11 protein-coding genes are annotated in these 12504 nt (G+C 69.2%); all 11 read left to right on the forward strand.

Features of this window, described 5'->3' with window-relative positions; all coding sequences use genetic code 11:
• Positions 1–6: 6 nt before the first annotated feature.
• The 11 genes from QSK15_RS29530 (at position 7) to QSK15_RS29580 (ending at position 12393) form a co-directional block, all read left to right on the forward strand.
• Positions 7–1611, forward strand: a complete 1605-nt coding sequence (locus QSK15_RS29530) for a TIGR03773 family transporter-associated surface protein (RefSeq protein ID WP_285797313.1) — start codon at positions 7–9, stop codon at positions 1609–1611.
• Entirely contained in the window at positions 1608–3188 is a 1581-nt protein-coding gene (locus QSK15_RS29535; RefSeq protein WP_285797314.1) for an anchored repeat ABC transporter, substrate-binding protein, read from the forward strand. Before QSK15_RS29530 ends, QSK15_RS29535 begins: the two co-directional genes overlap by 4 nt.
• Before the next feature lie 11 nt (positions 3189–3199).
• Positions 3200–4177, forward strand: a complete 978-nt coding sequence (locus QSK15_RS29540) for a choice-of-anchor M domain-containing protein (protein ID WP_285797315.1) — start codon at positions 3200–3202, stop codon at positions 4175–4177.
• A 26-nt stretch (positions 4178–4203) separates the two neighbouring features.
• Entirely contained in the window at positions 4204–4917 is a 714-nt protein-coding gene (locus QSK15_RS29545) for an anchored repeat-type ABC transporter ATP-binding subunit (RefSeq protein ID WP_377619649.1), read from the forward strand.
• The gene (locus tag QSK15_RS29550) at positions 4917–5831 is read left to right on the forward strand and encodes an anchored repeat-type ABC transporter permease subunit (protein ID WP_285797317.1); all 915 of its coding nucleotides are present in this window, start codon (positions 4917–4919) and stop codon (positions 5829–5831) included. Before QSK15_RS29545 ends, QSK15_RS29550 begins: the two co-directional genes overlap by 1 nt.
• A 63-nt stretch (positions 5832–5894) precedes the next feature.
• Positions 5895–6551 (forward strand): choice-of-anchor M domain-containing protein, encoded by a 657-nt coding sequence (locus QSK15_RS29555; RefSeq protein WP_285797318.1) that lies wholly within the window; start codon positions 5895–5897, stop codon positions 6549–6551.
• On the forward strand, positions 6548–7201 hold the full coding sequence (locus tag QSK15_RS29560; protein ID WP_285797319.1) for a choice-of-anchor M domain-containing protein: 654 nt from the start codon (positions 6548–6550) through the stop codon (positions 7199–7201). The genes QSK15_RS29555 and QSK15_RS29560 overlap by 4 nt, the downstream gene beginning before the upstream one ends.
• Positions 7202–7611: 410 nt before the next feature.
• Positions 7612–9015 carry a Y4yA family PLP-dependent enzyme gene (locus QSK15_RS29565; RefSeq protein WP_285797320.1) on the forward strand — a complete coding sequence of 468 codons (1404 nt, stop codon included), beginning with the start codon at positions 7612–7614 and terminating at the stop codon, positions 9013–9015.
• An 11-nt stretch (positions 9016–9026) separates the two neighbouring features.
• Positions 9027–10331 carry a pyridoxal-phosphate dependent enzyme gene (locus tag QSK15_RS29570; RefSeq protein WP_285797321.1) on the forward strand — a complete coding sequence of 435 codons (1305 nt, stop codon included), beginning with the start codon at positions 9027–9029 and terminating at the stop codon, positions 10329–10331.
• The gene (locus tag QSK15_RS29575; RefSeq protein ID WP_285797322.1) at positions 10318–11523 is read left to right on the forward strand and encodes an aminotransferase class V-fold PLP-dependent enzyme; all 1206 of its coding nucleotides are present in this window, start codon (positions 10318–10320) and stop codon (positions 11521–11523) included. The genes QSK15_RS29570 and QSK15_RS29575 overlap by 14 nt, the downstream gene beginning before the upstream one ends.
• 108 nt (positions 11524–11631) lie before the next feature.
• Positions 11632–12393, forward strand: a complete 762-nt coding sequence (locus QSK15_RS29580) for a class I SAM-dependent methyltransferase (RefSeq protein WP_285797323.1) — start codon at positions 11632–11634, stop codon at positions 12391–12393.
• The last annotated feature ends 111 nt before the right edge of the window (positions 12394–12504 follow it).

The raw sequence follows: 12504 nt of genomic DNA on the forward strand, positions 1-12504 counted from the left end.
CAAGCAATGAGGATGAGAATCATGCGCGCCGGTGCCGCCGGTGTGGCATCAGTCGTACTGGCGATGGCTCTTGGGGGTGCGCCGGCGGCTGCGGAACCGGCCGCGGTCACCGCGGCCGGCGCGGACCTGGTGTCCGTCGCGCTCGACGGTGACTCGATGTCGCTGCGGCTGCGCGACGCCGCGCAGGTGTCCAGCGACGCTGCCGGACACGACCCGGCCGAGGTTGTGCTCGGCCCGGCTGGCGGGCTCGCCGGCCGGGTGCCGGCGGGCAAGGGCTTCGCCTTCCTCGGTTCGCCGGGGCAGGCGGTGTGGTCACTGTCCGCTGGCGACAGCGGGTTCCCCGCGCTGGACACCACCGGGGTACGCCCCGGCGTCGTCACCGACGAGACGGTGGCTCTCACCGTGCGCTCGGTCGAGGGTCCGGGAACGTTCACCGCGTACAGCCTGTCCGGTCTCGGCACGGCGAACCCGCTCTTCGGCAGCGGCCCGGGCCTGAAGCGGACGGCGCAGCTGCCGGTGGCGACACGGACCGGCGGCGTGGTCTGGGCCTTTGACGCGGCCGGTGACTACCGGTTGACCCTGACCGGCTCGGCCACCCTGCGCTCCGGCCGGAAGGTCAGCGCGGATGCGACGTACCGGGTGCGCGTGCCGGTGATCAGCCCGGGTGAGCAGGTGCCGCCACCCGCTCCTGCCGAGCCGGCGACCCGCCCCGGCGGGCAGTCGGCAGCGCGCGCACTCGCCGCACCCCCGGCGGCCCCGAAGGCCGCCGCCACGCCGAAGTCCGTCGCGGCCCCGTCGACGGCGGCCGCGAAGGCGGCGGGCACCACCGCCACGGGTGCCCGACAGGTGATTGCCGACGGGCACGTCGACATGGGCCCCGACCTGTCCGGAGACACGTGGACGATCCGGATCAAGGACGACCGGACCAGCCCTCCCGTCTGGCGGGAGACCACCGACGTGGTCCTGCAGGTCAAGGACAACGCGAAGATCACGGTGCCCGCCGGTGCCGACTTCCTCGGCAAGCAGGGCGACGCCGCGTGGCTGCTGCCGCAGTCGCAGCAGGCGGGCATCATCTGGCCCGGCTGGAACACCCAGCACGAGTCCGTCGTGTCGAGGGTCAAGGGCAACGTCACCTGGACGTTGAAAGGCGTCGACGGGCCCGGCCGGTTCGCCCTCTTCCTGACCGGCTCGTTCGGCAAGGCCGATGTGCTGTTCGACTCGGCCAAGGCGTTCCCGCAGCAATTGAGTGTTCCGCTGAACACCCACGCCCACGGCAACTGGGCGTTCAGCAAGCCCGGCCTGTACCGCCTCGTCGTGCAGATGAGCGGCACCACCAGCGCCGGCAAGGCGGTCACCGACACGAAGACGCTCACCATCGCCGTCGGCGACAGCACCGACCCGAACAGCGGCTTCGGTTCCGGCAGCGGCGCTGACGGTGACAAGAACGGCGACGGCGGCGCGGCTCAGGGCGGCGGCGGGCCTCTGCCGCGTACCGGTGCCGGCTGGGTGCTGACGGCCGGAGCGGTCGGCATCGTCTTCGTGGCGGTCGGGGTTCTGCTGGTGGTGTCGGGCCGTCGCCGCCGTGCCGGCCTCCCGACGGCAGACGCATGAACTCGCTGGTCGTGCCACGGCTGCGGCAGGCGATCCTGCCGCTGCTGATCGTGGGGCTGATCGCCGGCTGCCGGTCGGAGGTGGCATTGACCGCCGACGACGACCGACTTCAGGTCATCACGACCACCGGCATCCTGCGGGACCTGGTGAGCAACGTCGGCGGAGAGCGGGTGGCCGTCACCTCCCTGGTGCCCGACAACGCCGACCCGCACAGCTACGAGCCGTCGCTGCGGGACATCCGAAACGTCGTCTACGCCGACGTGGCGTTCAGCAACTATCTGCTGTTGGAGGAGCAGGCCGTCATCAAGGCGCTGGACGCGAACCTGCGGGCCGGCATACCGAACATCTCGCTGGCCGAGGGCGCGGTGAAGTACGCCGCGGAGATCATCCCTCTGGTCGAGGACGTGTCACTGGACACCATCTGGTTGGGCATGCGGGTGCGCGGCACCGGCGCGGCGCAGGGTGCGAACCGTTCCTCCGACGTGCTGCTCACCGCGACCGCGGCGGACGGGCCGGGTCGGGTACGGGCGTACCTGACCGAGTCGTTCGGCAACCCGTCGTTCTACGTCGACTCCGGCGACGGGTTCGACGCCGCCAACGGCTACCGGGACGACACCGCCACGCTGCCCCCCGACGCACACACCCACATGAGCTGGGCGTTCACCAGACCCGGCGTCTACCGGCTGACAATGCGGGCGGAGTTGGCGGTGACCCCCGAGACCGCGCCCGTACCCCTGGGGGAGCAGGTGTTCACCTTCGCCGTCGGAGTGGACCCGCACTCGGTGCCAGGGATGACAGGTGCGGACGTGCTGAACTCCGGTCACGCCGACATCGCCGTCGACCTCGACGAGCGGCGGCTCTACCTGTTCGCCGACCCGGAGGGCAGCGGCGAGGCCAACCAGCGGGTGTACGACCCGGCCAGCACCGTCATCGAGGTGCCGAACAAGGCGCTGCTCGAGGTGCCCGGTGACCGCAGGTTCCGGTTCCTCGGCCGGCCCGGCACCCAGGTCTACCAGCTCCCGCAGGCGGTGCTGGGCAAGCACGTGCACGGCGAAATCGACCCCCACCTGTGGCAGAACGTCCGTAACGCCATCTCCTACGTGGAGCTGATCCGGGACACCCTGATCGGCGTCGACGCGCAGGGCGCGGCGGACTACCGCATGAACGCCTCGGCCTACATCCGTGAACTGGAGGCGCTCGACACCCAGATCCGCGACACCATCGCCCGCATCCCGCCCTCGCGGCGGCACCTGGTCAGCACCCATGACGCGTTCGGCTACCTGGGCCAGGCGTACGGAATCCAGATCTCCGGCTTCGTCACCCCGAACCCCGCCACCGAGCCGAGCCTCGCCGACCGCCGCCGGCTCACCGAGACGATCCGCAACCTGAAGATCCCCGCCGTGTTCCTGGAGCCCAACCTGGCGGCCCGATCCACGACCCTCACCGAGGTGGCCCGCGAAGAAGGGCTGCGGATCTGCGCGATCTACGGCGACACCTTCGACCGGGACGTCACCACCTACGCCGACATGATGCGGTTCAACGCCGAATCGCTGCACGACTGCCTGACGGACAAGTGATGGAGGAGCCAGTGACGGCAGGACGGGCGCGACGGCGCCCCCGTACGACCAGCGCCATCCTGCGATACGCGGTTGCCACGGTGATCGTGCTGGCCACGACGCAGGCCCCGGCCCGGGCAGCGGAGCCGACGCCGGGCCTCGGCCAGTCGATCGCCGCCGATCAGCCCCTGGCCACCGGCCGGGCGGAACTCGCCACCGGGCACGTCGACATCGGCCCCCGCTACGTCGGCAACCGGTGGACACTGCTGGTCCACGACGGCACGAAGGCGCGACCGGTGTGGCGTGACCCCGACGAGGCCCTGCTCCGGGTCTCCGATGCCGCGTTGCAGACCGTTCCCGACGACCCGGCGTACGCCTTCCTCGGCGTTGACGCCGGCACGCGGGTGTACGTGGTGCCGCAGACCCAGAACCAGAACGTCGTCTGGCTCGGCTGGAACACCCAGGATCCCCGGGTGATGCAGACCATCGACCGAGGCGTCACCCTGACCCTGCTCGGCGTACGCGGCCCGGGAAGCCTCACGACCTACCTTCAGTCGGGCAACTTCGCCGCACCCCAGCCACTCTGGCGCTCCGCTGATTCCACCGCGCAGCCTTTCTGGGCCGAGGTCAACACCCACACCCACGCCAACTGGGTGTTCACCGCGCCCGGCGTCTACCTGGTAGCGGTGCAGGCGTCGGCCGACCTGGTCAACGGTGAGACGGTCTCGGCGACCCGTACGCTGCGCATCGCGGTGGGCGACACCACCAGCGCCGACGAGGCGTTCGCCGCCACCGCGGACCTTCCAGCAGCAGGGCAGGCACCAGCCGGAGAGGACCGGGCCGCAGACGGCGAGCCTGCCGCCACGTCCACGACAGTGCTGCTCATCGCGCTGGCGGGCGCGGCCGCCCTGCTCGCCGTCGGACTGGTCCTCCTGTTGCTACGCGGACGCGGCGCGAAGCGCCGGGCCGAACAGGAACGTGCCGCCGCGGTGTCGGAGGGGCAGCGGTGAGAGCACTCGACATCGACGGGTTGGACGTGGACCTCGGCGGCCGGCCGGTCCTGCGGGACATCCGGCTGCACCTGGACCGGGGCGAACTGGTCGGGCTGCTCGGGCCCAACGGCGCCGGGAAGACCACCCTGCTTCGCGCCATCCTGGCACTGACTGGTACCTGCGGCGGCACCGTGACGGTGGAGGGCAGGCCGTCGCGCCCCGGCCGGTCCGAAATCGGTTATGTCCCCCAGCGCCACGAGTTCACCTGGGACTTTCCCATCTCGGTCGAGCAGGCCGTGATGAGCGGCCGGACCGGGCGCCTCGGTCTGCTCCGTCGGCCTGGGGTCACCGACTGGCGGGCAGTCGGCGACGCACTGGACCGCGTACAGCTGACCGGGTTACGGCACCGGCCGGTCGGTGAGCTGTCCGGCGGACAACGTCAACGCGTCCTGGTCGCTCGTGCTCTCGCCCTCGCTCCGCGCATCCTGCTGCTGGACGAGCCGTTCACCGGACTCGACATGCCCACGCAGGAGTTGCTGGGTGACCTGTTCACCAGCCTGGCGGCAGAGGACCGTGCGGTTCTGATGACCACTCACGATCTCGTCGCGGCAGTGGACTCCTGCACTCGTCTGGTCCTGCTCAACGGCCGGATCATCGCCGACGGGCAGCCGGCGGACCTGCAGGACGCCGAGCTGTGGACGAAGACCTTCGGGGTGAGCGCCACCTCTCCGCTGCTGAAGCTCGTGAGGGCGACCTGATGTCGATCACCGATTTCCTCACCGATTTGCTCAACCCCGACCTCGCCTTTCTGCCCAAGGCGCTGGCGATCGCGGTCATGTCCAGCATCGTCTGCGGAGTCGTCGGATGCTACGTCGTCCTGCGCGGAATGGCGTTCATCGGCGACGCCGTGGCGCACGCGGTCTTCCCGGGCATCGCGGTCGCCTTCGTCCTCCAGGGCAGCCTGGTGCTCGGTGGTGCCGTCGCCGGTGTCGCCACCGCCCTGCTGATCGCGATCTTCTCGCAGAACCGACGGGTCAAGGAGGACTCGATCATCGGTGTCTTCCTGGTCGGCGCGTTCGCCCTCGGCATCGTGATCATCTCACAGGCCCCCGGCTACGCGGGGTCGCTGCAGCAGTTCCTCTTCGGCTCGATCACCGGTATCCCGGATCGGGACCTGTACGTCGTCGGTGGCGCCGGCCTGGTCATCCTGGGCTTGGTGCTCGCTCTGCACAAGGAGTTCGTCGCGGTCTGCCTGGACCGGGAGATGTCGCGCGCCATGGGGCTGTCCGTCTTCTGGCTCGACATCGTGCTCTACGTCCTGGTCACCCTGGCCGTGGTGATCTCCCTGCAGACGATCGGCAACATCCTCGTCCTGGCGCTGCTGATCACCCCGGCGGCGGCAGCCCGTCTACTCACCGACCGGCTCGGCGTCATGATGCTGCTCGCCCCGCTGGTCGGCGGCGTATCGGCGATCGTCGGGCTGTACCTGTCCTGGAGCTACGACACGCCGGTCGGCGGCACCATCGTCCTGGTCGCCACCGCGGTCTTTCTTGCCGCCTGGCTGTTCGCCCCGCGACACGGGCTCCTGACTCGACGGTGGCGGCCCGGCGGGCAGGAACTCGGCGACGACGCGCATCCGAGTCCTCGTTCAGCCCTATCGCAGGGCAAGTAAAACGACTATCGTTTTCATTAAGCGTTGGTCCACTCGGGACCTTCGCGGGAGAGGAGTCTCTTCGTGCGTAGCACCATCCGTCATCTACTGACGTCGGGCGTCCTGGGCGTGGCGTTGGTCGCCACGGCCCTGCCCGCCCAGGCCGCCACCACGTCTCTCGTGGTGTTCGACACCGGCCATCTCGACCTCGTCGACGTGGCCTACGAGGACGGCGCGCTGGAGGTCGGCGTCCACGACGAAGACAACGACGTCGAGTACGGCGCCGACGAGGTCAAGCTGATCGTCAAGCGCCACGCCAAGGTCACCGTCCCCGCCGACCCCGCCTTCGCGTTCCTCGGCACCCCGGGCGTGGCCAAGGTGTGGGTGCTGCCGCAGATCCAGAACGCCAACCTGATCTGGCCGGGCATCGCTGCCGAGGAGGTCGAGGCCGGAGTCTTCGCCGGTGACGCCCTGACGCTGTCCGTGCAGTCAGTGACCGGCCCTGGTCAGCTCGCGATCTACACCGAGAACGCCGTCGGGCAGCCGACCATCCTCGCTGACAGCGGTGACGGCCTCCCGGACGCCGTCACGGTGGCTGCCGGTGACCACGCCCACGCCAACTGGGCGTTCGACAGGGCCGGTACCTACTGCGTCACCGTGCGTGCCACCGGAACCCTGGCTGCCACCGACCAGCAGGTGACCTCCGCCCCCGCCACGCTGCGCTTCACGGTCAAGGCGTGAGCGCCATGCGAACCCGTAACCGGCTTTTCGCCGGTCTCGTCGTGACCGCCGCACTGCTCGTCGGGACCACCACGCCCGTCGCCGCGGCACCGGTCGTGCTTTCCAGCGGTCACGTCGACGTGATCGACGTCGACTACGCCGGCGGCGCGCTGACCGTCGACGTCCTGGACGGCACCGGCACCACGAGCGTCGAACGCAACCCTGCCGACGTGCTCTTCCGGGTGCCGAACACGGCCAAGATCACCGTGCCCGTTGGCTCGGCCTGGTCCTACCTCGGTACTGGTGGCCAGGCATGGGTCCTGCCGCAGTCCAGCACTGCCGGACTGCTCTGGGCCGGGTGGAACACCACCGAGGTGCCCAGCGGCATCTTCCAGAACAACCGGGTCACCTTCAAGCTCAGCAGCGTCTCCGGCCCCGCGGGCTTCAGTATCTACACCGTCTCCGGGGGCACCCCGACGGTGCTCTTCGACAGCGGGAACGGCCTGCCCGACAGCCTCAACGTCAACTACAACGCCCACGCTCACGCCAACTGGGGCTTCGATGCCGCCGGCACGTACGCCGTCACCTTCGAGGTCACCGGCAAGCTCGCCGCCACAGGTGCCACCGTGAGCTCTGGTGCCCAGACCTTCACCTTCGAAGTCCTGTCCTGATCCGTTGCACCGAAGCTGACCTGCCAGAACCGCTGTCGACATCCGCTCCGGCGGGAGGCATGTGCCGAGGCGGAGTCGGCCTGCGCGGCGCCTACTTCTGGTAGGCGCCGCGCGTCGGCGTGTGCCGCAGAGCAGGGGAAGAAATGGAACTTCCGCCATGCTCGCGCGGTTCGCTGAATGGTTGGCGATTACGCAGACGCACATGCACAACTGACTATATGAGGACGTTCGGCCGGTCGTTAGTCCAGCGCCCCTTGGCGGGCGTAGGAACATCGGTTACGTTGAAGCAGGCCGCCGTCACGAAGGGTTTCTTGACGTGATGGATGGCGGCGTCCGTGGCACCACGGCTCACCTGAGGAGTCGCATTGCCCCTCCACCTGACTCCGCGAATCGATCCGACACTGCGGTCGGTGCTCGACGAAACCGCCCTCATGGCGCAATTATCCGATGCGTTGGGATCCCCGCTCGGCGTGATTCTGCCGCAGCAGTTGAGGGAGAACATCGCCGCATTTCGTTCGGTCTTCACCAATCATCGCCTGTCAGGTCAGATTTACTACGCGCACAAGGCCAACCGATCCAGTGCCCTGGTGCGTGAACTCGCCGCCACCGACGCGGGCATCGACGTCGCATCGCTGGCTGAGCTGCAGCACGCGCTCGGTGCCGGCTTCGTGCCGCAACGGATCATGGCGACCGGGCCGAAGAACGAGCAGTTCCTCTGGCTCTGCGCCCGCAGCGGAGTCACGGTCAGCGTCGATTCGGTCGATGAGATGACCACGCTCGCCAGACTGGTGACGGACTGGTCGTTGCCGCGCGTACGCGTGATGGCACGCCTGTCGGGTTTTGCCTCGTCCGGCGTGCAACTCGGCAGCCGTCGCAGCCGCTTCGGGGTGCCGGCCGCCGCGGTGAGCGTGGTTCTCGACGCGGTCGAGAAACACGCCGACGCCCTGGAAATGATCGGAGTGGCGTTTCACCTCGACACGATCGGGCTGCCGGAGAAGGCTGTGGCGTTGGAGGGCTGCCTCGGTGCGCTGGACGAGTGCCGCCGACGCGGTCTGCGGCCCTGGTCGGTCGACATCGGCGGTGGGTTCGGTGTCGACTACCTCGCTGACGGCGTGCAGTGGGAGCAGTACACCACCGCGCTGACCGAGGCGGTGCTGGGCGTCCGGGCGCCGCTGACCTGGAACGGGTACGGCTACGGTCTGCGTGCCGAGGGTGGTCACGTCCGGGGATCGTTGAGTCTGTACCCCGCGTACCGGCCCGTCTCGGGGGCGGCGTACCTCGATCGGTTGTTGCGAACCCGCTCACCGGAACAGCGCCGCCCGCTCGGGACCCTGCTACTGGACAACATGTACGACCTGCACGTCGAGCCGGGTCGGGCTCTGCTCGACCAGTGCGGCCTCGTCCTGGCCACCGTTCTCGAGGTCCGTGACGAGGCCGACGGCGACACGATCGTGCGCCTGGACTGCAACGCCCGCGATGTCAGCCTTGAGGAGCACGGAGTCCTGATGGACCCGGTCGTCGTGCACCGGACGACCCCGGCCGCCCCAGGGCCCACAGGGGTGTACCTGTTCGGCAACCTCTGTCTCGAGGCGGATCTCATCACCCGACGGAAGGTCTTCCTGCCGTCCCGGCCCCGCCCCGGCGACCTGCTGGCCTTCGTCAACACCGCCGGCTACCTGATGGACTTCAGCGCCACGCACGCGCTGCACCAGCCGATCGGCCGCAAGGTCGCGCTGTACCGCGACGACGGCGCGTGGCGATGGTGCCTCGACGAGCAGTACTGGCCCGTTCACCGTCGTGTGGAGGCACCATGAGGTTCGAGAGCATGACGGATGCCATCGGCAACACACCGCTGGTCCGCATCGACGCCGCCGTGCACGGTCTGCGCAACATCGACCTGTACGGCAAGATGGAGCTGCTCAATCCGTTCGGCTCGCTGAAGGACCGCGCCGCATGGAACATGGTCCGACCCCTGCTCACCCAGGCCGTTGAGCGTGGTGACACCGTCGTCGAGTTGTCGAGCGGCAACACGGCCAAGGCACTCGCCGTCATCGCCGGGATGCACGGGCTCACCTTCAAGAGCGTCACCAACCGCATGAAGGTCGCCGAGATCAAGGACCTGCTGCTGCTGCTCGGCGCGGAGATCGACGAGCTGCCCGGGCAGGCCGAATGCCTCGACCCCACGGACACCGACGACCCGCTGACCAGGATGTACCACCGGCTCGCCGGATCTGATGGCGGTCACCTGCACACCGACCAGTACTTCAACGAGCTCAACGTCGACGCGCACCTGAACGGCACCGGCCCGGAGATCGTGAAGGACCTCGACGGCCGGGCGCCGGACTACTTCATCGCCTGCGTCGGCACCGCCGGCTCCTCCACCGGCGTCGCGGCCGCGCTGCGCCAGCACAATCCCGACGTACGTGTCGTGGGTCTGGTAGCGCACAAGTCCGACTTCATCCCGGGAATCCGCACCATCGACGAGGTGCACGAGGTCGGCCTCTTCGATCCCGACGTCTACGACGAGGTGGAGACGATCACCGCCGACGACGCGATCGATGGTCTGCTGACTCTCGTACGTCGGTGCGGCACGCTCGCCGGGCCGACCGGTGGCGGCGCCTACCAGGGTGCCGTCCGTCATCTGCGCGCCGTCGACGCGCAGCTCACCGAACGCCGCACGGCGGTCTTCATCGTCTGTGACCGCGTCGAAAGCTACATGGGTTACCTGCGGGACAGACGGCCCGAGCTGTTCGGCCGACCACCGCGACGCAACTCCCTTCGCACGGTCACCGACGCGGAGGTGAGGCAGGCGGCGACAATCGATGTCGCGGAGGCCGAGCGGTGGATCGCCGAGCGCCGAGGGCTGGTGGTCGACCTGCGTAGCCCGTTCGCGTATCAGGCGCTGCACATCGATGGCTCGATCAACATCGTCGACGAACTCTTCGCCGAGCTGCTGTACGGCGGGCTGCCGTTCGGGCGCCGCCAGCCGGTGCTGCTGGTCTGCCCGGTGGGGGAGAAGTCGGCCCGTTACGCGGCTCTGCTCACCCGGATGGGTCACAGTGACGTCCGGTCTCTCGACGGTGGGATCATCGCGTGGCGCGACGCGGGCGCTGAGCTTGTCCGCGACTGACATGGGTGCTCTCGACGAGCTGCGCACGTGGCAGGAAGGGCTTCGTGCCCAGTTCCCGCTGATCACCGCCAACCCGGACGTGGCCTACCTGGACAGCGCCGCTACCTCGCAGAAGCCGCAGGCGGTCCTCGACGCCGTCCTGACCTACCTGACGACGGGCAACGCCAACGCCGCCCGGGGCACGTACCCGTGGGCGAACCGGACCACCGCCCGCATCGAGCAGGCTCGCGACCGACTGCGCCGCTTCCTCGACGACCCGGCACCGCAGCGTTCGGGCGTGCACTTCGTCGGCGGCACCACCGAGGGGCTGCGGGCCATCGCCCGCGACTGGCTCGCCCCGCAGCTGCGCGACGGCGACGAGATCATCGTGCCGTTCGCCGATCACGCCGCCAACAACGCGCCCTGGCTGGAGGTCGCGGAGCTGCTGCGTCACCAGGGCACGTCCGTCGTGGTGCGGGCGATGCCGTACGACGCCGCCCACGACTACGACACCGGCCGGCTCGCGGCGATGATCAACGACCGGACGCGTCTGATCGCGGCGACCCACGTGCACCACGTGTACGGCAACGACATGAACGTGCACAGGCTGCGTTCGGTAGCCGGACCGTCGGTCCCGATCTGCCTCGACGCCGCGCAGGGAGTGGGGCACCTGCCGCTGTCCACCGCGACGACCGACGTCGACTTCGTGGTGTTCTCCGGGCACAAGGCAATGGCGTTGCCCGGGACCGGCGCGATCTGGGCGCGCAATCAGCGCGGCCCGACCTACGCGCCGGCCGGCTGGCTCGGCTCACCCAACACCAGCGGCATCATCAGCCTGGTGGCCGCACTGGACTGGCTCGACGCCGCCGGCCTGGATCGCATCGCCCGGTGGAACACCGCTCTCGGCGCACGGCTCACCGACGGGTTGCGCACGCTGTCCACCGTCGAGGTGCTGGGCTGTCAAAGCAGCCTGGCCGCCGACACCCGGACCCAGCAACGCCAGGGCATCGTGGCCTTCCGGCACCGCCTGATCGGCTCGAACGACCTCGGGTTCATCCTGGCCGCGCATGGCTTTCTGGTCCGCGCGGACGGTCACTGTCAGGGCGACCAGGGCGAGAAGACGGCATCGGTACGGGTGAGCTTGCACATCTACAACACCGCCGAGGAGGTGGATCGACTCCTGTCGGTCCTGGTCGAGCTCGACGACGATTGACGGACACGCCGCGATTCGCCGGTTCCTCCGTCTCGGCTCACCTATCCTGTCGGAAATGGCTCTCGTTATCGTTGGCCTTCCCGTCCGTGCGTCGTCCGGAGTGCACCCATGGCAACGACCACCGGCGCGCCTGCCGCCGAGCTCGACCCCACGCAGATCGTCCGGTGGCGCAAGACATGGTCTCAGGTGATGGAAGGATTCGTGCCGCACCTCGCGAGCCTCGAGGAGACGCTTTGCCGGGTCGCCGAGGCTGTTCGCGGCCGGCCGCCCGGGCGGGTGCTTGACCTCGGCGGCGGACCTGGGCTGCTGGCCGAGCGAATGGCCCGGCGGTGGGCTGACGCAGAGGTCACCCTCATGGACATCGATCCCGTCCTGCTCGCGCTGGCGCGTGGAGCCTTGGCGGGCGAGGTGCGGGCGTTGGACGGAGACCTGTCTACGCCGCGCTGGGTGGACCGAACGGGTGGCGGCTACGACCTGATCACGGTGGTCATGACCCTGCATTACCTGCCGCCGGCCCAGGTGCGCGCGTTCTACGACCACGCGCGACGCTGCCTGACCCCCGGCGGGCTGCTCATCGTCGCGGACCTTATGCCCGACGAAGGGCTCCCGTCCCTGATGAGCGCGCTGAACCCCGCCCCGAACGAGGCCGCCGCGGAGTTTGCCTGGGCGCAGTGGTGGAGCGACATCGCGGACCTGGAGGTGCTGCGCCCACTGCTGGCGCAGCGGGCGGCGATCTTCGGGAGCCGCCTGCCGGCCGAGTTCACCGCTCCAGCGTCATGGCACGCGACCGCCGCTCATGAGGCCGGATTCGACCAGGCCGGGACCCTCTGGCGATGTGGCAGACATGCGGCGCTGGCGGCCGTGGCCTGAGGGTCGACCGACGGGGCCCTGAGGGCTGTGGGTAGCGCCTGGACACATGGTCGTCTCGCTATTAGACGATACTTAGCGAAAACGATTACCGTTCCGGATCTCAGGAACGGA

The sequence above is a fragment of the Micromonospora sp. NBRC 107095 genome, from assembly GCF_030269705.1.
Classification (GTDB): Bacteria; Actinomycetota; Actinomycetes; order Mycobacteriales; family Micromonosporaceae; genus Micromonospora; species Micromonospora parva.